At 66.2% G+C, this 22,387-nt stretch carries 18 protein-coding genes and 6 tRNA genes; 16 read left to right on the forward strand and 8 right to left on the reverse strand.

All coding sequences use genetic code 11. From position 1 onward, the window contains the following. Positions 1-109 precede the first annotated feature (109 nt). Positions 110-3,034: a TonB-dependent receptor gene (locus Q9Q79_RS04260; protein WP_005408253.1), complete on the reverse strand. Its 2,925-nt coding sequence runs from the start codon at positions 3,032-3,034 to the stop codon at positions 110-112. 143 nt (positions 3,035-3,177) lie between these two features. Between Q9Q79_RS04260 and Q9Q79_RS04265 the strand changes: the two genes are divergently transcribed. Next, positions 3,178-3,351, forward strand: coding sequence for a hypothetical protein (locus Q9Q79_RS04265; protein ID WP_154344324.1), 174 nt, complete (start codon positions 3,178-3,180; stop codon positions 3,349-3,351). 77 nt (positions 3,352-3,428) lie between these two features. Here Q9Q79_RS04265 and ppx read toward each other — a convergent pair whose 3' ends face one another. The 5 genes from ppx to Q9Q79_RS04290 form a co-directional block, all read right to left on the reverse strand. Continuing rightward, a complete protein-coding gene (ppx, locus tag Q9Q79_RS04270) occupies positions 3,429-4,955 on the reverse strand; it encodes an exopolyphosphatase (protein ID WP_005408255.1) in 1,527 nt (508 codons plus the stop codon). Between the two features lie 283 nt (positions 4,956-5,238). Then, positions 5,239-7,326 carry a polyphosphate kinase 1 gene (gene ppk1 / locus Q9Q79_RS04275; RefSeq protein WP_005408256.1) on the reverse strand — a complete coding sequence of 696 codons (2,088 nt, stop codon included), beginning with the start codon at positions 7,324-7,326 and terminating at the stop codon, positions 5,239-5,241. A 4-nt stretch (positions 7,327-7,330) separates the two neighbouring features. Next, positions 7,331-8,662 carry a phosphate regulon sensor histidine kinase PhoR gene (phoR, locus tag Q9Q79_RS04280; RefSeq protein ID WP_005408257.1) on the reverse strand — a complete coding sequence of 444 codons (1,332 nt, stop codon included), beginning with the start codon at positions 8,660-8,662 and terminating at the stop codon, positions 7,331-7,333. Between the two features lie 106 nt (positions 8,663-8,768). Further along, positions 8,769-9,458: a phosphate regulon transcriptional regulator PhoB gene (phoB, locus tag Q9Q79_RS04285; RefSeq protein ID WP_005408258.1), complete on the reverse strand. Its 690-nt coding sequence runs from the start codon at positions 9,456-9,458 to the stop codon at positions 8,769-8,771. A 116-nt stretch (positions 9,459-9,574) separates the two neighbouring features. Continuing rightward, the gene (locus tag Q9Q79_RS04290) at positions 9,575-11,275 is read right to left on the reverse strand and encodes a M48 family metalloprotease (RefSeq protein WP_012479259.1); all 1,701 of its coding nucleotides are present in this window, start codon (positions 11,273-11,275) and stop codon (positions 9,575-9,577) included. 88 nt (positions 11,276-11,363) lie between these two features. Between Q9Q79_RS04290 and grxC the strand changes: the two genes are divergently transcribed. The 5 genes from grxC (at position 11,364) to Q9Q79_RS04315 (ending at position 15,327) form a co-directional block, all read left to right on the forward strand. Next, positions 11,364-11,654, forward strand: a complete 291-nt coding sequence (grxC, locus tag Q9Q79_RS04295) for a glutaredoxin 3 (RefSeq protein WP_004154541.1) — start codon at positions 11,364-11,366, stop codon at positions 11,652-11,654. Next, positions 11,651-12,043 carry a carboxymuconolactone decarboxylase family protein gene (locus tag Q9Q79_RS04300; RefSeq protein WP_005412372.1) on the forward strand — a complete coding sequence of 131 codons (393 nt, stop codon included), beginning with the start codon at positions 11,651-11,653 and terminating at the stop codon, positions 12,041-12,043. The genes grxC and Q9Q79_RS04300 overlap by 4 nt, the downstream gene beginning before the upstream one ends. Before the next feature lie 321 nt (positions 12,044-12,364). Then, complete coding sequence (locus Q9Q79_RS04305; protein WP_012479261.1) at positions 12,365-13,369, forward strand: isocitrate dehydrogenase; 1,005 nt, start codon at positions 12,365-12,367, stop codon at positions 13,367-13,369. Between the two features lie 252 nt (positions 13,370-13,621). Next, positions 13,622-14,365 (forward strand): cysteine hydrolase, encoded by a 744-nt coding sequence (locus tag Q9Q79_RS04310; protein WP_201861811.1) that lies wholly within the window; start codon positions 13,622-13,624, stop codon positions 14,363-14,365. A gap of 53 nt (positions 14,366-14,418) precedes the next feature. Beyond that, positions 14,419-15,327 carry a LysR family transcriptional regulator gene (locus Q9Q79_RS04315; RefSeq protein WP_012479263.1) on the forward strand — a complete coding sequence of 303 codons (909 nt, stop codon included), beginning with the start codon at positions 14,419-14,421 and terminating at the stop codon, positions 15,325-15,327. 68 nt (positions 15,328-15,395) lie between these two features. Here Q9Q79_RS04315 and Q9Q79_RS04320 read toward each other — a convergent pair whose 3' ends face one another. Continuing rightward, positions 15,396-16,016, reverse strand: a complete 621-nt coding sequence (locus Q9Q79_RS04320; protein ID WP_012479264.1) for a flavin reductase family protein — start codon at positions 16,014-16,016, stop codon at positions 15,396-15,398. Positions 16,017-16,107: 91 nt separating this feature from the next. Then, on the reverse strand, positions 16,108-16,866 hold the full coding sequence (locus Q9Q79_RS04325; RefSeq protein WP_012479265.1) for a Bax inhibitor-1/YccA family protein: 759 nt from the start codon (positions 16,864-16,866) through the stop codon (positions 16,108-16,110). 180 nt (positions 16,867-17,046) lie between these two features. On the opposite strand from Q9Q79_RS04325, the gene Q9Q79_RS04330 reads away from it, so the two are divergent. From Q9Q79_RS04330 to clpX, 10 genes are all read left to right on the forward strand, one after another. Next, positions 17,047-17,123: transfer RNA gene (locus Q9Q79_RS04330), tRNA-Pro, on the forward strand. A gap of 39 nt (positions 17,124-17,162) precedes the next feature. Next, positions 17,163-17,239 (forward strand) — tRNA-Arg (locus Q9Q79_RS04335). Positions 17,240-17,412: 173 nt separating this feature from the next. Further along, a tRNA-His gene (locus tag Q9Q79_RS04340) sits at positions 17,413-17,489 on the forward strand. Between the two features lie 79 nt (positions 17,490-17,568). Continuing rightward, a tRNA-Lys gene (locus Q9Q79_RS04345) sits at positions 17,569-17,644 on the forward strand. A 196-nt stretch (positions 17,645-17,840) separates the two neighbouring features. After that, a tRNA-Lys gene (locus Q9Q79_RS04350) sits at positions 17,841-17,916 on the forward strand. Positions 17,917-18,136: 220 nt separating this feature from the next. Next, a complete protein-coding gene (locus tag Q9Q79_RS04355; protein WP_012479266.1) occupies positions 18,137-18,505 on the forward strand; it encodes a hypothetical protein in 369 nt (122 codons plus the stop codon). A gap of 137 nt (positions 18,506-18,642) precedes the next feature. Beyond that, positions 18,643-18,727: transfer RNA gene (locus Q9Q79_RS04360), tRNA-Leu, on the forward strand. A 190-nt stretch (positions 18,728-18,917) separates the two neighbouring features. Continuing rightward, positions 18,918-20,213: a trigger factor gene (gene tig / locus Q9Q79_RS04365; protein WP_012479267.1), complete on the forward strand. Its 1,296-nt coding sequence runs from the start codon at positions 18,918-18,920 to the stop codon at positions 20,211-20,213. Positions 20,214-20,289: 76 nt separating this feature from the next. Further along, complete coding sequence (clpP, locus tag Q9Q79_RS04370) at positions 20,290-20,916, forward strand: ATP-dependent Clp endopeptidase proteolytic subunit ClpP (protein ID WP_004146318.1); 627 nt, start codon at positions 20,290-20,292, stop codon at positions 20,914-20,916. A gap of 126 nt (positions 20,917-21,042) precedes the next feature. Next, positions 21,043-22,332, forward strand: coding sequence for an ATP-dependent Clp protease ATP-binding subunit ClpX (gene clpX, locus Q9Q79_RS04375; RefSeq protein ID WP_004154600.1), 1,290 nt, complete (start codon positions 21,043-21,045; stop codon positions 22,330-22,332). The last annotated feature ends 55 nt before the right edge of the window (positions 22,333-22,387 follow it).

A 22,387-nucleotide genomic window follows, 5' to 3' on the forward strand; every position in this document is an offset into this window, starting at 1 on the left:
TGGCGATGTAGCCGATGTGACCGCTTTGCGACCGGCAGATGACGCGGCCGGAAGCGTACGCCACCACGGCCCCGAAGGGCCGTGGTGGGCACCGTGCGTGGTGCGTGGATCAGAAGCGCTGCTGGTATTTCATGTAGATGAAACGGCCGATGTCGAAGCCACCGTAGTAGGAGAAGTTGGCACTCGGCTGGCTGTACATGGCCGGGCCCTGGCGGCCGAACACGTTGTTGGCGCCGATCGAAACGGTGGCGTCCCACGGCAGGCTGTAGCGCGCCTGCACGTCATGGAAGGTGACCGATCCACGACGGTTGTAGTCGCGCGTACCGCTGAACCACGGCGCGCGCTGGTCGGGATGGGAACACTCGTTCGGATAATCCTCCGCACCCAGGCAGCGTTCCTTGACGGCGGAGAAGTAACGCAGGCCCCAGGTCAGGCCGAGGTTGCCATGCTCCCAGCCCAGCGACGCGTTGGAGCGCACGCGGAAGCCGATGCCGCCGTTGGTGGCAATGCCATTGCTGGGGATGGCCGGTACGCCGGCTTCGTTGGTGGTCTTCTCTTCGGCGTTGACCACATAGGTGGACTTCCAGTCAGCGCTCAACCTGCCCCAGCGGGTTTCGACCTTGTGGCCAATCTCCAGGTCGTAGCCTTCTGCCTGGCGGAAGCCGCTGTTGCGGTTGCCGAAGTTGAGTTTGTTGACGATGCCCAGCTCCGGGTCGCGGGTGAAGCTGCTGCAGCGCTCGGCAATACCCAGCTCGTAGCAGTCGCGAAGGATGTCGTTGGGATGGTCGGAGACGATGGTGTTGTCGATGCGGATCTTCCACCAGTCCAGTGCGATGTGAAGCCCTTCGGCGAACGTCGGGCTCCAGACCAGGCCCAGAGTGCGGCTGGTCGAAGTTTCCGGCTGCAGGTCGGGATTGGAGCCGTTGGTGAAGGGCAGGGGCGTCTGTCCACTGCTGCCGGTGATGGGTTCATTGCCCTGGCCGAGCTGGCGGTAGGTGTCGGCGTTGGCGATGTCGGCAGCACAGCGCGCGCGGACCTCGGCACTGCTTGCGGCTGCGCCATGGACCGTATCGCAGGGATCGCGGAAGCCGGTGGTGAACGTCTCCGAGCCGCCGCCGTACAGGTTGGCGATGGTCGGCGCACGGAAGCCCTGTGCCCAGGTGCCGCGGACCAGCAGCTGATCGATCGGCTTCCAGGTGAAGCCGAACTTGCTGTTGAGGGTTCCGCCGAAGGTGGAGTAGTCCGAGTACCGCGTCGCCGCGCTGAGGGTCAGTTCGCGGGCGCCGGCGAGGTCGCGCAGCACCGGCACGCTCAGTTCCAGGTAGGCTTCGTCGACGCGGTAGCCGCCACCGGTGGGGCCTGCCGCCAGGTTGGTGGTGGCACCGGTCTGCGCAAGCGCATCGGGGATGAAGCGGCCGTCCTCGCGGCGGCTCTCGGCCCCCACGGCGAAGCCCAGCTCACCGGCGGGCAGGCTGGCAAGGCTGCCGCTGAGGTTGGCGAACAGGTTGCGGGTGGTGGTGCGGCCGCGGGTGAGTTCTTCCGGGAACAGCCAGTCCTGGAGCTCCGTGTTGCCGGTCAGGCCATAGGGATCGTCCTGGCCATACGGAACCAGCGGGTTCCAGGGTTTGCAGCCTGCGATCGGCGCATCCGGCGTTCCGCATTCGACCTTGCCGGTTGCCGGGTTGTAGAACGAAGGACCGGTGGCATCGGCCACGCGCTGCTTGTGCAGGTTGCCGGTGGCACGTTGGGTCAGCTCACTGCGGTTGTACTGGTAACCCGCTTCCCAGTCGAAGTCGCGACCGCCGAATTCGAAGTTGCCCTCGAGTGCCGCGACGGCCTGCCAGGTGGTCAGATCGCTGGTGCTGACGCGAGGAATCTCCCAGGTACGACGGTTCCAGTGCACATCGCTGGGCGTGTCGTAGCCGTGATGGCTGCCGAACGGATTGAACCAGCTGTCGGCCGACATCGGGGTGATGCCGGCTGGGCCGGACTGGAAGGGATAGCCGGCAATCTGGCGAGTGGTGGTGCGCCGGTTGTAGGCCAGCTGGGTGTTGAAACGGACCTGATCGTTCAGCTCCACGCGCGCATCGACGAAGATCGAATCGCGCTTGATCGGCGTCTGCAGATGCATCTGCTCGTTGCTGTTGCTGACATCGCCGGTGAACGGTGTGTTGTCGCTGAGGTGGAAGCTGTCCGGCCCGCCCGGCTGGCTGCCACGGTCGAGCGAATAGCTGCAGCCCCGGCTGTTGCTGCAGCCGGGGCCCTTGAAGCCGGTGATGCGACCCCACTGGCCGACCGTGGTCCAGCCGTCATCCGCGTGGCCGTCGGTATAGGTATAGGCACTGAAGCCGCGGTCCCTGGCCCAGACGCCCTTTTCTTCGACATGCTCGGCAGCAACGCTGATGGAAGCACGGTCATTGGACCAGCCGGCAACCACGTCGTACTGGGTACGGGCACCGTCGCCTTCACTGTATTGGCCGTGATAGACGTTGGCGGTTACACCCTGAACGTTGCGCCGGGTGATGATGTTCACCACGCCGGCCATCGCGTCGGACCCGTAGATGGCCGAGGCACCATCCTTGAGCACTTCCATGCGTTCCACCGCAGCGGCAGGAATGCTGGAGATGTCCTGAAAACCCGAAGTGGTCATGCCCAGCCGCTTGCCGTTGACCAGCACCAGGGTGCGCTGCGCACCGAGACCACGCATGTTCACGTAGCTGCCGCCGGCGGCTTCGCCGGCGCTCAACGGGCTGGCGCGGCTCAATGCCGGGCTGCCGGTCGCGGTCAGGTTCTGCAGGATGTCGGCAACGGAGTTGAAGCCCTGTCGCTCGATGTCGGCGCGGCTGACGGTCAGCACCGGCTGTGCGGTTTCCAGGTCGACCTGGCGGATGCGTGAGCCGGTGATTTCGATGCGGTCCAGCGTGGTGGCTTCCGGTGCCTGCTGCGCGAGCGCCGGAACGGCCAGGGTTGTGGTCGCCGTGATTGCAAGCGCACGACGGATCGCCAGCCCCAGTGCGGGAATACGGATGGTCATGGGTGTCTCTCTCTCAGTCTTCGAAGTCTTCGGTGCGCAGCCAAGCGGGCCGCGCCAACGCCACCGCAGGCGGTGGTTGTTCGAACCTAGTGAAGGAGGAGAGGGAGAGGTATGGGGAAAGGACGAAATCGCCATGGAGCGGCATGACGCTTTCGCACAAACCGGAAGTGAATCAATCGATTGATCTGATCGACGGCGGAGCGATGGACGATGCACCCTCGCCCCGACTCTGGACCGAAAGCGTCATGGCAATTGCAGGCAGCGACAACCTGCGCGGAAACAGAAAAGACCACGGCTCCGAAGGGCCGGGGTCGTAGAGCTTCAACAGCTTGTCGAACACACGCGGAAGAGGCCTATGGCGACGCGTCATGACGTGCCGCCCTGGCCGTAGGGATCAGGCCACGAACGGCCGGAACTGGATGCCCAGCCCGGCGATGCCGTCGGTCTCGCCGATCAGGTCGGCGCGGAGCAGCGGGCGCGCATCGATGAAGGCCTGCGGCACGATCAGCGACAGGCGATTGTCGTCCGCGGTCAATTCCAATGCCGGCAGCGGATCGTCCTCGTGGGCGCGGTTGAGCAGTACCGCCAGGCGCAGCAGGGCGGCCAACCGGCGTGCGGTCAGCAGCAGGCGCTCGGGCAGGGCGTCGAACGCGGTCTTGGTCACGCTGCGGCGATGGCTGCGTACCAGTGCGGCCAGCATCTGCTGCTCCTGCCGCGAGAAGCCGGCGATGTCCGAGTGTTCCAGCACGTAGCTGCCATGCACGTGGTAGCCGCTGTGGGCAATCATCAGGCCCAGCTCGTGCAGGCGCGCGGCCCAGCCGAGCATGCGTGCGTCGTCGGCATCGAGTTTCCAGCGCTCCTGCACCTGCTCCAGCAGCGACAGCGCGGTGTCCTGCACGCGGTCGGCCTGTACCGTGTCGATGCCGTAGCGCTGGCTGAGCGCGGCCACCGATTCGTCGCGCAGGTCGTTCTCACCGGCACGGCCGACGATGTCGTACAGGATGCCTTCGCGCATCGCCGCCTTGCTGACCAGCAGCTTCTGCAGGCCCAGGGCCTGGAAGGCGGCCTCCAGCACCAGGATGCCGCCGGCGATGATCGGGCGGCGGTCGCTGGACAGGCCCGGCAACTGGATGTCGTCGATCTTCTTGGCCTTCAGCAGCTCGTCGCGCAGCTGGGGCAGGGCCTCGGCGGTGATCGCGCCCTTGCTCAGCTTCATCGTCGCGCAGATCTCGCTGATTGCCTTGTGCGTGCCCGAAGATCCGAGCGCTTCCTGCCAGCCCAGTGCGCGGTACTTGCTGGCAAAGGGCTGGAACTCGCGGCCGATCTCGGCCAGCGCGTCCTTCCAGCGCTTCTTGCTCAGCTTGCCGCCGGGGAAGAAGCGGCGGGTGCTGGCGATGCAGCCGGCCTGCAGGCTTTCACGCTCCAGGGTCTGCATGCCCATGCCGATGATGAATTCGGTGGAGCCGCCGCCGATGTCGATGACCAGCCGGCGCTGGCCAGGCTTGGGCGGTTGCGCGTGGGCCACGCCGAGGTAGATCAGGCGCGCTTCTTCGCGGCCACTGACCACTTCGATGGCATGCCCCAGCGCGGTTTCGGCCGGGACCAGGAACGACTGCGGCGAGCGCAGCTGGCGTACGGTGTTGGTGGCCAGCGCGCGTACCCGGTGCGGCGGCACATTGCGGATGCGCTGGCCGAAGCGGGCCAGGCATTCCAGCGCGCGCTGCCGTGCGGCGGAAGAGAGCCCACCTTTGCCATCCAGGCCATCGGCCATGCGCACGGTCTCGCGCAGCCGGTCGATCACCCGCAGCTGGCCGAGCGTGTAGCGCGCGATGACCATGTGGAAACTATTGGAGCCAAGGTCGATGGCGGCCAGCAGGTCGCCATCCTGCAATGCGGGCGGAGTCGTAGTGGTATGCGGCATGGGCGAATGTTAGCCGAAGGGGCGGTGTGCTCGTCACCGCGCGGCCTTCACATTTTGGAAGAGGGGAGTGCGGCAGGGCTGCGCCCTGCACCCGCAGAGGCAACGTCAACGTCAACGTCAACATCAAAAGCGGGGTATCCGTGGGTTGGCGGACCCACCCCGCCTTTGACAGATTTCTGCGATCTGATGGTGGGTGCCGACCGTTGGTCGGCACTGATCCTATCCCGCCCAAAATCGGTGCCTACTGCTCTTGGTAGGTGTCGACCTTGGTCGACACACCGGGTCAGAGGCCCTGCATCAATGCCATCTGCGCGGAATGCGGGGCTTCGTCGTGGGCCGGGGCACGCTTGTGGTAGATGCCGTCGGCATCCAGTTCCCAGGCGTTGAGGTTGTCGTCCAGGTAGTTCTGCAGCACCTCGCGGTAGACCCGCTTGGCCAGCTCCGGGTCGAGGATCGGGAAGCAGGTCTCGACCCGGCGCAGCAGGTTGCGCTCCAGCCAGTCGGCGCTGGCGCAGTACATCTCCGGTGCGCCGTCGTTGCCGAACCAGTAGACGCGGCTGTGCTCCAGGAAGCGGCCAACGATCGAGCGCACGCGGATGTTGTCCGAGATGCCCGGCACACCCGGGCGCAGGGTGCAGGCGCCGCGGATGATCAGGTCGATCTGCACGCCGGCCTGCGAGGCGGCGTACAGCGCGCGCACCACCTGCGGTTCGTTCAACGCGTTCATCTTGGCGATGATCCGCGCGGGGCGGCCGGCGGCGGCGATGCGCGTTTCGCGCTCGATGCGACCGAGGATGCCGGTGTGCAGGGTGAAGGGCGACTGCAGCAGGCGCTTGAGCTTCATCTTCGAGGCCAGCCCGGACAGCTGCTGGAACAGCAGGTGCACGTCGTTGCCGATGTCCGCATCGGCGGTGATCAGGCTGATGTCGGTGTACGCGCGGGCGGTGCCGCTGTGGTAGTTGCCGGTGCCCAGGTGTACATAGCGGCGCAGCTTGCGGCCCTCGCGGCGCACGATCAGCAGCATCTTGGCGTGGGTCTTGTAGCCGACCACGCCGTACACCACCTGCACGCCGGCTTCCTGCAGGCGATCGGCCAGGCCCAGGTTTGCCTCTTCGTCGAAGCGTGCGCGCAGTTCAACGACCACGGTCACGTCCTTGCCGTTGCGCGCAGCCTGGATCAGCGCATCGACAATCAGCGAATCCTTGCCGGTGCGGTACAGGGTCTGCTTGATCGCCAGCACGTTGGGGTCGATCGCCGCCTGCCGGATCAGGTCCAGCACCGCGGTGAAAGCATCGAACGGGTGGTGCAGCAGCAGGTCCTGGCGCGCCGCGGTCTCGAAGATGCCGTCGCTGTCGCGCAGCGTGCGCGGGGTCATTGGCGGGTACTTCAGGTCCGGCTGTGCGATCAGGTCGTACAACTGGATGATGCGGTTGAGGTTGACCGGGCCGTCGATGCGGTACACCGCGTTCTCGGTCAGGCCGAAGTTCTGCAGCAGGGTGCGCACGATCTCGCGCGGCATGTCCTGCGCGATTTCCAGCCGCACCGCCGGCCGGTAGCCGCGATCGACCAGTTCGTCGCGCAGTGCCAGCGCCAGGTTTTCCACCTCCTCCTCGTCCACCACCAGCTCGGAATTGCGGGTGACGCGGAACTGGTAGGCCCCCTGGACTTCCATGCCCGGGAACAGCTCATCGACGAAGGTGGACAGCACCGATGACAGGAACACGAAATTCTGCGACCCGCCGAGCTTCTCCGGCAGCTGGATGATGCGCGGCAGCGAGCGCGGCGCACGCACGATGGCCAGATGGCCGGCGCGGCCGAACGCATCGGTACCCTTCAGCACCACCACGATGTTCAGCGACTTGTTGAGGATCTTCGGGAACGGGTGCACCGGGTCCAGGCCCAGCGGCGACAGCACCGGCATGATCTCGTTGCGGAAATAGGCACGCAGCCAGCGCCTCTGCCGATCGGTCCAGGAGTGGCGGCCGAGCACGCCGATGCCGGCCTCCATCAGCGCCGGGCGCAGCGTCTCGTTCCAGCAGCGGTACTGCTGGTCGACCAGTTGTGCCGCGCGGTCGTGGATGGCGTTGAGGATCGCCTGCGGGCTCATCCCGTCCGGTGCCGGTGGCAGGCCGAATTCCTGCGCGTGGCGGACGGCGGCGGCGCGGATCTCGAAGAACTCGTCCAGGTTGGTGCAGGAGATGCACATGAAGCGCAGGCGCTCCAGCAGCGGCACCTGCGGATCCATCGCCTGCGCCAGCACGCGGAAGTTGAAATCCAGCTGCGACAGCTCGCGGTTGATGTAGAGCGCCGGGTCGCGCAACGGATCATTGTCCGGGCTCACGGGGAGGGGGAGGGATCCGAGGCTGCTCATGGCATCATTCTTCGATGGAAGTCAGGGGGGCGGACTCGCGCGGGCGCACGTGGTCGGCATCGAAATGGCAGGAAAACACCGAGCCCTTGCCGACCTCGCTTTCAATCTCCAGCCGCGCGTGGTGCAGGCCGAGGATGTGCTTGACGATGGACAGGCCCAGGCCGGTACCGCCGCTTTCGCGGGAGCGGCTGCTGGAGACACGGTAGAAACGTTCGGTCAGGCGTGGCAGGTGGGAAGCCGGGATGCCGTAACCGGAATCGCGCACTGCCAGCACCGCGCCCTCGCCTTCGCGGCGGAACTCCACGGCGATGCGGCCACCGGCCGGCGTATAGCGCACCGCATTGGTGACCAGGTTGGAGAAGGCGCTATGCAACTCCTTGGTGGAACCCTGCAGGTCGACGCCGGCCAGATCGTCGATGCTGATCTGGTGGCGGCCCTGGCTGTGCGCTTCGGCCTCGCGGCGTAGTGTGGCCAGCATCGGCTGCATGGCGACGGTCTCTTCCTCGCTGTGCTCCTGCGACTCCAGCCGCGACAGGGTCAGCAGGTCTTCCACCAGCTGGGCCATGCGCTGGCTCTGCTTGCGCATTTCTTCCAGCATCGGACCGGTGCCCGGGAAATCCTCCGGGTCCATCATGTCCAGGTAACCGTGGACCACGGTGAGCGGCGTGCGCAGTTCGTGTGAAACGTTGGCGACGAAGTCGCGGCGCACCTGTTCCAGGCGCAGCAGCTTGCTGACGTCGCGGGCGATCAGCAGCCAGTAGTCCGAAGAATACGGAATCAGTCGCAGGTTCAGGCGGATCGCAGGATCGACCGGTGAGGGCACGTCCAGGATCGGCTCGGCGTTGCGGCCGCCGGCCAGCCAGTGCGCCAGCGGCATCGGCTGCAGGCGTTCGACCAGCGCCTCGCCGAGGTCGCCCGGATGATGCAGGCCAAGCAGGGCGGTGGCCGCTTCGTTGAACCACTGCACGCGCTGGCTGTTGCGGTCCAGCACCACCACGGCATCGGGCAGCGCGGCGGCAGCGGCGCGGTAGCTGCGCAGCATGTCGAGCAGGCGGCGCTTGCGAACGCGCATTTCCACCTGGTTGCGGTACAGCAGGCGGTCCAGCTCGTTCCAGACGCCGGTGCCTTCCTCGGCGGTATCCCAGCGCTGGCGCGCGGTCAGCCGGCGCAGCACGCTGCGCAGCCGCCAGTAATGCCAGGCCAGGGTGGCCAGCGCGCCCAGTGCGATGCACAGCCACAGGTGACCCGTGAACCACCCCACCAGTCCGGAGAACAGCAGTACCGCGGCAACGGTGGCCAGGGTCTTCAACCAGGCAGAGCGGATGTGGCGGGGCATTGCGATCTCGTCGTTGAAGTGCGGCGGTTCACTGGGGTGAACCGAGGGTTATAGCAGAGTTGCCGGCGCCGGCACCCGCGGGTGCGCGGCGTCGGCACGACGAGACTCAGGTCGCGGTGGAGAAGCGGTAGCCGGCGCCGCGCACGGTCTGCACCATGTTCTCGGCGTTGAACGGTTCCAGCGTCTTGCGCAGGCGGCGGATGTGCACGTCGATGGTGCGCTCCTCCACGTACACGCTGCCGCCCCACACATGGTCCAGCAGCTGGGCGCGGGTGTAGACGCGCTCGGGGTGGGTCATGAAGAAGTGCAGCAGGCGGTACTCGGTCGGGCCGATCGGCACCGGCTGGTCGTTGGCGAACACGCGATGGGCGGCGCCGTCGATGCGGATCGGGCCGACGGCCACGCTGCCGTCCTCGTCGTCCTCGCGGGCGCGGCGCATGACCGCACGGATGCGGGCCAGCAGTTCGCGCGCCGAGAACGGCTTGACCACATAGTCGTCGACGCCGGCTTCAAGGCCACCTACGCGGTCGTTCTCTTCACCGCGGGCGGTCAGCATGATGATCGGCACTTCGCGGGTCAGCGTTTCCTTGCGCCAGCGGCGGGCCAGGTCCAGGCCGCTGGTGCCGGGCAGCATCCAGTCCAGCAGGATCAGGTCGGGGACGCGGTCGGCGATGGCGGTCTGGGCCTCACGGGCATCGCCGGCGTGGACCGGTTCGTAATCGCCCTTGCGCAGGGCGAAGGCGACCATTTCACGGATCGCGGGCTCGTCATCGACGATCAGGATGCGTTTCTGCACGAGGACACCGTAGGGCTCGGTTACTGGAGTGGTGCCAGTAGACTACGGTTTGATGACATGTTTGTGACTGCCTGGCCGGAACCGGTCGGGATTGCCATCGACCGGTCACGCAGCACTCAGCGGCGGTCCAGGTCCGGGTCCTGCACGCCCTGGCGGCGCAGCTCCAGCACGGTGGGGGTGATCGCCTCGATGCGCGCATCCACCCGCGCCCGGCCCACGTAGTCCAGCGCCGGGTTGCGCTTGAGGGCCTGCAGCTGCATCAGCGATTGCTCCGGGCGGCCGCTGAGGAAGGCGGCCTCGGCATAGGCCTCGCTGGCGCGCACGCTGTCACCGGCCAGCTCGCTGGCGCGGGCGTATCGCTGCTGGAAGACCGGATCGTTACCACTTTGCGACAGCAGGGGCCGCAGCATGGCCTGCGCGCGCTGGCCCGCCTCGCGGGTGCCCTGTTCGTTCAGGATCTCGGCGTAGGTCAGGGCCACGGGCCGGCTGTTGGGGTGCTCGCGCAGCAGCTGCTCGAAACGGGTGTTGGCCTGCGCGCCCAGCCCGGCACGCGATTCGGCCTCGCCCAGGCCCAGTGCCAGCCACAGGTTGTCCGGGCGGGTCTGCAGCAGGCTGGCCAGGGTCTGCCGGGCCTGCGTGGCACCGCTGCGGCCGCCGCGCATGACCGCCAGCGCCTGGCCATAGCGCTGGGCGTCGTTGAGACCGTCCTTCTGCCGCTTGGCCATGTCCGCGTATTCGCGCTCCAGCTCGGCGGTGGAATCGGCGCTCAGCACGCGCAGGCGCTCGCGTGCCCACTCGAAGTCGCCGCTGGCGCCACGGGCCAGCTGGCCGACCGGAACGCGCAGCACGCTGCTGGGCAGCAAGGGGTTGTTTCCTCGCAGCAGGGGCTCGGCCAGGCCCGGATCGGCTGGATTCACCCGCTCCCTGCGCTCGCCGCTGGGGGTGCTGGTGGTCAGCAGCACCGTGTCCTTCTTCATCTGCTCGGCGCGGGCCTTGGCCTCGCTGATGCGGGTGATGTTGACCGGATGGGTGCGCAGGAACTCGGGCACGCTGTAGCCGCCCTCGTTGCCGCGCATCGCTGCCGACATGCGCTCGAAGAAGCCGGCCATGGCATCCACGTCGTAGCCGCTGCGCGACAGGGTACGGATGCCGAGGCGGTCGGCTTCCGATTCGTTGGAGCGGGTGTAGTTGATCTGCCGCTGCTGCATCAGGCCCATGCCGGAGCTGATCGCGGCCATCGTCGCGTTGCCGGAGGAGGTGCTGTTGCTGGCCTGCGCGGCGACCACCGCCGCCAGCATGCCGAGCAGGATCGGGATCTGGTCGCGCTGGGCGCGTTCGACCCCGCGCAGCACGTGCTGCTGGGTGACGTGCGCGATTTCGTGCGACAGCACTGCAGCCACCTCGTCCTCGCGCTCGGCGGTCAGCACCAGGCCGGCATTGACCCCGATATAGCCGCCCAGCGTGGCGAAGGCGTTGATCTGGCGGTCCTTCATCACGAAGAACGTGTAGGGCTGGCGCGGCTGGTCGCTGTTGGAGCCAAGCCGGGTGCCCATGGTCTGCAGCCAGTCGTTCACCAGCGGGTCGTCCAGCAGGTAGCCGTAGTTGCGCAGCTCGCGCAGCATCATCGCGCCGTACTCGGCCTGGCGCGCCGGGGTCAGCAGCTCGCCGGCCGAGGAGCCGATGTCGGGCAGCTTCTCCTGGGCCTGGGCCAGCGGCATGGCCAGGGCCAGGGTAACGGCGGTAGTCAGCAGCAGGGCTCGCAAGCGGAAGGTCCTCGGGCAGGGCGCGCCAAGCGTGGCAGGGCAGGGGGCAACCATTCGTTAACCCACAGTGTTGCGGCGGTGGCGTGGAATTTCCAGCGCACCGGTACCATATGTAGACCGTCGATCCATCGTGGAGTTTCCCGTGACAGCCCAGACCGCCGGCGGCGCCCCCGCCATCACCATCTATTCCACCGCCGTCTGCCCGTACTGCGTGGCCGCCAAGAACTTCCTGAAGAGCAAGGGCCAGCAGTGGACCGAGGTCCGCATCGACCTGGACCCGGCCGAGCGCGAGAAGATGATGGCACTGACCCGCCGCACCAGCGTGCCGCAGATCTTCGTCGGCGACGTCCACGTGGGCGGCTACGACGACATGATGGCCCTGCACCGTGAAGGCAAGCTCGAGCCGCTGCTGGCCGGGCAGGGCCAGGCATGAGCGCGGCCGACGACGGCAGCAAGGACCGCATCGCCGAATTCACCGACTTCCGCAAGCGCATGAACGAACGCATCCTGGGCGAACCGAACCAGGTGGTGCGGCGCTTCTTCGCACTGGACACGCAGACCTACCAGGCCGGCGCGCTGGATGTGAAGACCAAGGAACTGCTGGGCCTGGTGGCCTCAATGGTGCTGCGCTGCGACGACTGCATCAGCTACCACGTGGCCCAGTGCAAGGACGCCGGCGTGACCCGTGAAGAGTTCTTCGAGACCTTCTCGGTCGGCCTGGTGGTGGGCGGTTCCATCGTGATCCCGCACCTGCGCCGCGCGGTCGACTTCCTCGACCAGCTTGAAGGCGGCGCCAGCGCTCCGGCAGCGCACGAGCACTGAGGGTAGTGCCGGCCGCTGGCCGGCATCGCCTGAACTCGACCTGGCCGAGGTTGCCGGCCAGCGGCCGGCACTACCGGGCCCGCGAGGGGGCCTGTCCCGCGATCCAGCAGCCCAGGAGCCCCTTCTTGTTGAAGGGGCGCGCCGACAGGCGGGGGTAGAGGAAGAATGCGCGGGCAATTCTGCCTGAGCCGGGCACTGGGACCATGGTCTATTTGGGACCTCGGCCCCGTCTCAGGCATAATTGCCGGTGAAACTTCCTTTGCGCCGGCGTTTCCGGGCACGTCCGGACGGCGTTTTTCCCCCTGTTCGGAACATCGATCAATGACGCAGAAAATTACGGTCATCCGCGGCGACGGCATTGGCCCGGAAATCATGGACGCCACCCTGTTCGTGCTCGACCAGCTCAAGACTGGGCTGGAGTACGAAGACGCCGACGCCGGCCTGGTGGCCCTGGAAAAGCACGGCGACCTGATGCCGGCGGTGACCCTGGAATCGATCGCGCGCAACAAGGTCGCGCTGAAGAGCCCGCTGACCACCCCGGTCGGTGGTGGCTTCACCTCGATCAACGTCAGCCTGCGCCGCCATTTCGACCTGTACGCCAACGTGCGTCCGGCCCACACCTTCCCGAACACCAAGTCGCGTTTCGACAACGTCGACCTGATCACCGTTCGTGAGAACACCGAGGGTGCCTACCTGGCCGAAGGCCAGGAAGTGTCGGCCGACGGCGAGACCGCCTTCTCCGGCACCCGCATCACCCGCAAGGGCTCCGAGCGCATCGTGCGCTACGCCTTCGAGCTGGCCAAGAGCACCGGCCGCAAGAAGGTCACCGCCGTGCACAAGGCCAACATCATCAAGTCGACCTCGGGCCTGTTCCTGAACGTCGCCCGTGAAGTGGCCGCGCAGTACCCGGACATCGAGTTCCAGGAAATGATCGTCGACAACTGCTGCATGCAGCTGGTGATGCGTCCGGAACAGTTCGACGTGATCGTCACCACCAACCTGTTCGGCGACATCATCTCCGATCTGTGCGCCGGCCTGGTGGGCGGCCTGGGCCTGGCCCCGGGTGCCAACATCGGCAAGGACGCGGCGATCTTCGAAGCCGTGCACGGCACCGCGCCGGACATCGCCGGCCAGGGCAAGGCCAATCCGTGCGCGCTGCTGCTGGCAGCCGCGCAGATGCTGGACCATATCGGCCAGCCGGAAAACGCCGAGCGCCTGCGCAAGGCCATCGTGGCGACCATGGAAGCCAAGGACTCGCTGACCGGCGACCTGGGCGGCACCGGCACCACCATGAGCTTCGCCAAGGCCATCGCCAGCCGCCTGTAAGCGGCAGGTCGATCGCGGTTGGATCCACAGCGGGGCGCCTTCGGGCGCCCCGTTGCGTTTCTCCGCCGGTGTAGCGTCGAGCCATGCTCGATTGATCTTCGTGTCGGCAACCGCAGAAAGGCCGTCGAGCATGGCTCGACGCTACAGATGTGGCCTGTGCGAGCTTCGCACAGATCATGTGCCTCTGTGGGGCTGGTTCGTGCGCCAGGCGCTCCGCATCCTGTGCTCCACACCCATCGCAGGAATCCGCACATGAACCTCACCACCTTCGGCCTGGCCAGCCTGATCGGCATGGCCGCCACCGCCCCGGTTGCCGCCGTTGATCCGGCCCATCCCACCATCCGCCAGATGGCCGGCGCGCCGGTCGCGACCTCGCTGGATGCAGCGAAGACCGCCGTGCTGGTGATCGACTTCCAGAACGAGTATTTCGATGCCAGCGCCGCACCGGGCTTTGCCGGTGGCCGCATGGTCATCCCCGACGGCATGGCCGCACTGCGCCAGGCGAAGCGGGTGGTCGAATTTGCCGGCGCCAATGGCATCGGTGTGATCCACGTGCAGCATGTGCTGCCGGCCGGCGCCACGCTGTTTGCGCAGGGCAGCGTCAATGCGGCCTTCCATCGCGACCTGCAGCCGCGCCAGGGCGAGACCGTGGTGCAGAAGGACAACGTCAGCGTGTTCGCCGGCGCGTCCGCCGCCGTGCTCGACCAGGTGCTGAAGAGCGCCGGCATCGACACGCTGATCGTCACCGGCCTGCAGACCCACGCCTGCGTGGCCGGTGCCGCGCGCGATGCGGCCGCCGCGCCGCGCGGCTATCGGGTGATCGTGGCCTCCGATGCCAGTGCCAGCCGTGACCTGGACCTGGCCGGCGGCCAGCGCATCAGCCATCGCGCGCTGCATGAAGCCTCTCTGGCCCAGATCGAGGACACCTTCGGCGATGTCATGACGACTGACGCGATCCTCGCACTGCCGGTGCGCAAGGCTGGCGACGGCGCTTGATAAGCTGGCGGGGCCCGCATGCCGTGGGCCCCGCCAGACGGAGCTGCCCGCCGATGGATCACTTCGCCGCCCTGCGTGCGCTGCGCGCCATCGTTGACGCGGGCAGTTTCACCGCGGCCGCTGAACGCCTGGGGACCACCCACTCGGCGATGTCCCGGCAGCTGCGCCAGTTGGAAGAACACCTGCAGGTGCGCCTGCTCGATCGCAACAGCCGTCGGTTGTCATTGACCGAGGCCGGGCGCGACTACTACCGCGAGGCGGCAACGCTGCTGGACCGCCTGCAGGAGGCCGACGACCGTGCCCGCGCCGGGCAGGCGCAACCCAGTGGCCGCGTACGGATCAGCGTGCCGCAGGTGGTGGCCAGCCAGGAGCTGCCGCACTGGCTGCCCTCGTTCCTGCAGCGCTACCCGCAGGTCACGCTGGACCTGTCGGCGGATGATCAGCTGGTCGATGTGGTGGGCGGTGGTTTCGACCTGGCCCTGCGCATTGCGGCTTCATTGCCGGACAGCCAGCTGGTCGCGCGCGAGCTGGCCAGCTGCCCGCGCATCCTGGTCGCGGCACCGGCCTACCTGGCTCGCCATGGCCTGCCGCGACAGGCAGCAGATCTCGAACAGCACACGCTGCTGGGTTTCAGTCCCACGCCGTCAATGCCGCCCTGGCAATTGCAGGGGCCGCGTGGCGCGAGCGTGAGCGTTGACGCCGGGCAGCGCCTGCGCGTGGATGCCACCCCCGCCCTGTATGCCGCCGCGCTGGCCGGAATGGGCATCAGCCTGTTCACCGCGTTGACCGTGCAGGAGGACCTGCGCGCCGGTCGTCTGATCCGCGTGCTGCCAGCCTGGCATGCCGGCCAGCGGCGCTATTTCGCGCTGTATCCGCATGCACGCGCGCTCGCCCCCAAGGTGCGCGCGCTGGTCGAGCACCTTGCGGCGCACTACGCTGCAGCGATGGGTTCGGCGGGGTAGCCGCGCGGCTGCAGCCGTGGTGGTGATAGCGTCGGTGACTCTGCGGGTTGCCCCGCAAAGGGCTGGGATCAGGCTGGGCGGAACATGCGGAAGCGCTGTTCGGCGCCGATACGGAAGTAATCGGCGGGGCCGCCGCCGCGCAGGATCGGTGCCGCCGCCGCGGTGTCGTAGATGCCATCGACCAGCAACCGTGCATCGATATGCACCGCCACGACTTCGCCCAGCACCAGCCAACCGTGGGTGTCCTGTCCGGCGGCATCGCGCAGGCGCACGATCTGGGTGCAGCGGCATTCCATGCTCACCGGGCTCTGTGCCACACGCGGTGGCGCGACCTGCGTGGATGCCAGCGGGGTCAGGCCGGCGAGGGCGAACTCGTCGACATCCGGTGCAACCGCGCGGCAGCTTTCGTTCATGGCCTCGGCCAGGTCGAAGGTGGCCAGGTTCCAGACGAACTCTCCGGTGGCTTCGATGTTGCGCAGCGAGTCTTTGCGGCCCTGGCTGGAGAAGCCGATGATCGGCGGGGTGTAGTTGAAGGCGTTGAAGAAGCTGTAGGGCGCCAGGTTCAACGTGCCGCCCGCGTCCTGGCTGGAAATCCAGCCGATCGGGCGCGGGCCGATGATGGCGTTGAACGGGTCATGCGGCAGGCGGTGGCCCTCCGCCGGGCGGTAGCTGTGAAAGGTGTCGGGCATGGGGGGGCAGGGGACGTGTGGGCCAGCTCGACTCTACAAAAAAGCCGCGACCCTTGCGGATCGCGGCCTGTCGTTTACGGCGTGGCTGGACTCAGCGCTGCTGGATCTTCGAGAGCAGGCGCAGGAATTCCACGTACAGCCAGACCAGGGTCACCATCAGGCCGAATGCGCCATACCACTCCATGTACTTCGGCGCACGCTGGGCCACGCCGGTTTCGATGAAGTCGAAGTCCAGCACCAGGTTCAGCGCGGCCACGACCACCACGAACAGGCTGAAAGCGATGCCCAGCCAGCTGGCGTCGTGGATCACCGGCACGTTGATGTTGAAGAAGCCCAGCACGAACGAGGCCAGGTAGAGCAGGGCGATACCGCCGGTGGCGGCGACCACGCCCATCTTGAAGTTCTCGGTGGCCTTGATCACGCCGCTGCGGTATGCGAACAGCAGGGCGGCCAGGGTGCCGAAGGTCAGCAACACCGCCTGGAACACGATGCCCGGGTACTTCATGTTGAACAGTGCAGACACGGCGCCCAGGAACAGGCCTTCAACCAGCGCGTACATCGGCGCGGTCACCGGCGACCATTCCTTCTTGAAGATGGTGATCAGTGCCAGCACCAGGCCACCGATCGCGCCACCGATGGCGTACAGGCTTGCGCTGCCGGAAATCTGGCCGTACTCGTCGACCGACTGGCTCCAGGCGAACGCTGCGGTCAGCACGGTCAGCAGCAGCAGGAGGCCGGTCTTGTTGGCGGTGCCGTTGAGGGTCATCACCTGGTCGGGGTGGGTCACCACCGAACCGCTGGCGAGATCAAGGAAGGTCGACTCGGAAAGAGCCGGGTTGCCGCTGCGCATGCGAGTTCTCCGTGCGAATGAAGGTCGGGACGGCCATCCGGCCGATGACTGCGAGCATAGCCGATGACCACGCATGGCGCCGTGGCAGGTTCATGACCGGTCTCGCCTGCGTTGACAGTTCGCGATGTGCTTGGCCACAATGAACGACTCCCCGGGCCCGGCCCGAGGGGATTGCAAGACCGGGGTATAGCGCAGTCTGGTAGCGCGCCTGCTTTGGGAGCAGGATGTCGGGGGTTCGAATCCCTCTACCCCGACCAATCCCACATCACGTCGGATTGGACACCGTTCCGGTTCGGGCGCCCGTAGCTCAACTGGATAGAGCACCGGCCTTCTAAGCCGGCGGTTACAGGTTCGATTCCTGTCGGGCGCGCCATCGGCGAGCACCGGGATCGCATCGGCGGATGTGAAGAAGTGCTTGCAAAAGGGTAAAGACTCCACCAGAATATCGGACTCGCTTCGGCGGACCGGAACTTCGGTGACAGTCTCCAGGCAAAGGTTTGAGGTTCCAGCGTCAGCGGTATCGGCGATGGAGTGAAAGTTTCAGTGGTGGCTGTAGCTCAGTTGGTTAGAGTACCGGATTGTGATTCCGGTGGTCGGGGGTTCGAATCCCCTCAGCCACCCCACTGATTCAACCGCATCGGCGCAGCCGAAACGGTATTGCAATAAACAGAAAGCACGCTACAATGTGCGTCTGAGTTTCACGGGCCGTTAGCTCAGTTGGTAGAGCAGTTGACTCTTAATCAATAGGTCCAAGGTTCGAATCCTTGACGGCCCACCAAGACGGAAGCCACCTGGTACGCCAGGTGGCTTTTTTCTTATTAGTGTGACCCTTTCGTTTCGATGGATCACAGGTTGCAGGGCCCCGCCTGGCGTGGATCTGCAACGCAGCGGGATCGCAGTGCTGGTTTCAACGATGTTGAAGAAAGTGCTTGCACCCTCCGAGCGGATCGGGTCATAATTCGCGCCCCGATTTCGGGCTGTTAGCTCAGTTGGTAGAGCAGTTGACTCTTAATCAATAGGTCCAAGGTTCGAATCCTTGACAGCCCACCAGACGAAAGCCACTTGGTTCGCCAAGTGGCTTTTTTCTTGCCTGTATGCCGGGTTGCGCTTCATCCACGCATGGCGTGGATCTACTGAAGCGATGCTGAAATCAGGGGCATACGCGTCATCAGTGTTTTCAATGCTGTGCGCTGCTTCTCAGCGCATCGCGTCCTGCATCGCACCCAATGGATCTTCCGCGCCGATGGCGCATGCACGAAGGAAGATGTTGATGGCTGGTATCAATCGATTGCACCGCACGCTGTGGGTTCCCTTCGCGCTGATGGCGCTGGCTGCCTGTGCGCCGGCCAATGATCCTGCGCAGACCGTCGAGCGCGATGCTGGCACGGAGAGCACTCCGGCGCGCCCGGTCGGTGACGCCCTGCAGATGCAGCCGGCTCAGCCTGCGGAAGGGGAGGTCCTGCCCGACGCGGTGGACGTGCAGCGCAATGCGGATGGTTCGGTGGATGTGCGCAAGGCCACGCCGGAGTCGGTGGCCCTGCGCCGTACCGACGACGGGGGCGTGGAGATCCGCAAGGTGGATCCTGCGGCCGGGCAGGGAGCCGATGCGGCGCCTGCCGAGGCCAGGTCGCAGCACTGAACCACCGCTGCCCCGGCTGAGCGGCCGCTCGCCGGGGCGGTCCCCGCGCGCCAGTCGCGAGGATGGCCATGTTCAGCTTTGTGCAGGCCTTCCGCTTCCTGCGCCCGCCTGCGACAATGAACGCCTGTGCCGGCCACGCGAAAGTGGCGGAATTGGTAGACGCCCTGGATTTAGGTTCCAGTGCCGCAAGGCGTGGGGGTTCGAGTCCCCCCTTTCGCACCAGTGCCGGCCTGTCCCCCGCCCTGATCGGGCCCCGCTGCCCCCCTTGACCGGCACGCGCTGGCAGTGCAGGCCGAATTGGGCGAAACTAAAGGGCTGCGGCAAGCAGGCGCGTCCCAGACGTCGTGTCCTTACAACCGTTTCATCCCAATCATCGAGCCGGGGGCGTGGGCCACCGGTGGCAGGAGTCAACATGCAAGCTTCGATCGAATCCACCGGCAACCTGGAACGCCGCCTGAGCTTCTCGCTGCCGGAAGACCGTCTGCAGAGCCACATCGTCGGCCGCCTGGGCGAAATCGCCCGTACCACCCGCATCAAGGGTTTCCGTCCGGGCAAGGTGCCGGCCAAGGTGATCGAGCAGCGCTTCGGCGCGCAGGTCCGTGGCGAGGCGCTGGACGGCCTGCTGCGCGAAACCTTCGACGCGGCCGTGCGCGAGCACGATCTGCGCATCGTCGGCAGCCCGCGCATCGACAAGGGCGACGAGGGTGAATTCTCCTTCGTGGCCACCGTGGAAGTGGTGCCGGACTTCGGCGACATCGACGTCAGCAAGCTGACTGTCGTGCGCCACACCGCCGAGATCACCGACGCCGACATCGACCAGATGATCGAGAACCTGCAGAACCAGCGTCGTACCTGGGCCCCGGTCAGCCGTGGCGCGCAGGACGGTGACCTGGTCGCGGTGGAAACCTGGTCGCAGGCCGGTGAAGAGCGCCTGCCGGCCGAAGGCACCGAGAAGGGTTCGATCGTGCTCGGCCAGGGCATGATGTTCGAGACCATTGAAAAGGGCCTGGTCGGCCTGGCCAAGGGCGAAGAGAAGACCCTGGACGTCGAGTTCCCGGCTGACTGGCGCGTGCCGGTGCTGGCCGGCAAGACCGTGCAGGTCACCGTCAAGGTCGCCGAAGTGTCCGAGCCGGTCGTGCCGGCGGTCGACGAAGCCTTCATCAAGAGCTTTGGCGTGAAGGGTGGCGATGTGGAGCAGTTCCGCAGCGACATCCGCGCCAACCTGGAGCGCGAGCTGAAGGGCGCCCTGATGAACCGCCTGCGCCGCGAAGTGGGCGAGCAGCTGATCGCCGCCTATTCGTCGGTGGAAATGCCGCCGCGCCTGGTCGAGAACGAAGCCCGCGCCATGCTGGCCCAGCAGGTCGAGCAGATCCGCCGCAACGGCCAGAGCGTCGGCGAGATCCCGGCCGATGCCCACGAAGGCTTCAAGGAAGCGGCCGCCAAGCGCGTGCTGGTCGGCCTGCTGGTCGGTGAAGTGGCCCGCATCAACGACCTGCGCCTGGAAGCCAAGCGCCTGAACGAAACGATGCGTCTGATCGCTTCGACCTACGAAGAGCCGGAGCAGGTCATTGAGATGTACCGCAACGACCCCCAGCTGATGTCTGGCCTGCAGAACCGTGTGATGGAAGAGCAGGTGATCGACTGGATCGCCGAGCGTGCCCAGCACACCGAAGAGAAGCTGTCGTTCCAGGACGCGATCCGCCAGTAAGCCCGGGCGGATCACCGGATGCCCCGTGCCTTTGCCGGCGCGGGGTTGTTGCCCCCCAAGATAGGTACCTCACGTAATGGACAACCGAACCAAAGCCCTGAACCTGGTTCCGATGGTGGTCGAGCAGACCAGCCGCGGCGAGCGTGCCTACGACATCTATTCGCGCCTGTTGAAGGAGCGCCTGATCTTCCTCGTGGGCCCGATCGACGATCACATGGCCAACGTGGTGGTGGCGCAGTTGCTGTTCCTGGAATCGGAAAACCCGGAAAAGGACATCAACATCTACATCAACTCGCCGGGTGGCGTGGTCACCGCCGGCATGGCGATCTACGACACCATGCAGTACATCAAGCCGAATGTGAGCACTACCTGCATCGGCCAGGCTGCCTCGATGGGTGCCCTGCTGCTGGCCGCGGGCGAAGCCGGCAAGCGCTATGCGCTGCCGAACTCGCGCGTGATGATCCACCAGCCGCTGGGTGGCTACCAGGGCCAGGCCACCGACATCGACATCCACGCGCGTGAGATCCTGACCCTGCGTTCGCGCCTGAACGAGGTGCTGGCCAAGCACACCGGCCAGTCGCTGGAGACGATCGCCCGCGACACCGAGCGCGACAACTTCAAGAGCGCCTTCGAGGCGCAGGCCTACGGTCTGGTCGACCAGGTCCTGGAGCGTCGTCCGGATGAGTCGATCCAGGCCGGTTGACCGGCCTTCACGGGGCCATGGAGGCCTCGTTCCTGCAGGGTCGGGCGGGACTGGTGTCCCCTCGGCCCTGTGCTATTCTCGAATCGAACCCCCGTTCAGCGGGTGGGGTAACTGGGTAAGCGAAGCATGAGCGAAGACCGCCAAGGTCGTTCCACGGACACCGGCAAGATCCTCTACTGCTCTTTCTGCGGCAAGAGCCAGCATGAAGTGCGCAAGCTGATTGCGGGTCCGAGCGTGTTCATCTGTGATGAATGCGTGGAGCTGTGCAACGACATCATCCGCGAGGAGCTTGAGGAAAAGGCGCAGTCGGCGCGCAGTTCGCTGCCGAAGCCGCGCGAGATCCTCGAGGTGCTCGACCAGTACGTGATCGGCCAGAACCGCGCCAAGCGCACCCTGGCCGTGGCCGTGTACAACCACTACAAGCGCATCGAGAGCCGGCAGAAGAACGACGACGTCGAACTGGCGAAGTCGAACATCCTGCTGGTCGGCCCGACCGGTTCGGGCAAGACCCTGCTGGCCGAGACCCTGGCCCGCCTGCTCAACGTGCCGTTCACCATGGCCGACGCCACCACGCTGACCGAAGCCGGTTACGTGGGTGAGGACGTGGAGAACATCATCCAGAAGCTGCTGCAGAAGTGCGACTACGACGTCGAGAAGGCGCAGCAGGGCATCGTCTACATCGATGAAATCGACAAGATCTCGCGCAAGAGCGAGAACCCGTCGATCACCCGCGATGTGTCCGGCGAAGGCGTGCAGCAGGCCCTGCTGAAGCTGATCGAAGGCACCGTGGCCAGCGTTCCGCCGCAGGGCGGCCGCAAGCACCCGCAGCAGGAATTCCTGCAGGTGGACACCAAGAACATCCTGTTCATCTGCGGCGGCGCGTTCGCCGGGCTGGACAAGGTGATCCAGGCCCGTTCCACCGACGTCGGCAGCATCGGCTTCGGCGCCAAGGTGAAGAGCAGCGAGCGCAAGCAGGAAGTGGGCAAGGTGCTGGCCGAAGTCGAGCCGGAAGACCTGATCAAATTCGGCCTGATTCCCGAGTTCGTCGGCCGCCTGCCGGTGGTGGCGACCCTGGAGGAGCTGGACGAGCCGGCCCTGATCAAGATTCTGACCGAGCCGAAGAACGCCATCACCAAGCAGTTCAAGAAGCTGTTCGAGATGGAGAACGTCGAGCTGGAGTTCCGCCCGGACGCGTTGTCGGCCATTGCCCGCAAGGCGCTCAAGCGCAAGACCGGTGCCCGCGGCCTGCGCACCATCGTCGAATCGGTCCTGCTGGACACCATGTACGACCTGCCGTCGCAGGAAAACGTCAGCAAGGTGGTGGTGGACGAGTCGGTGATCGAGCACAAGTCCGAGCCGTACCTGATCTACCAGACCCCAGCGGCCCCTGAACAGAAGGCCGCAGGCGCCGAGTGATCCTTCCAGGTTGTTGATTGGAAAGGATTTTCAAGGAATGCCTTGCATCTGAAAG

Source organism: Stenotrophomonas sp. a6 (genome assembly GCF_030913325.1).
Lineage (GTDB): Bacteria > Pseudomonadota > Gammaproteobacteria > Xanthomonadales > Xanthomonadaceae > Stenotrophomonas > Stenotrophomonas maltophilia.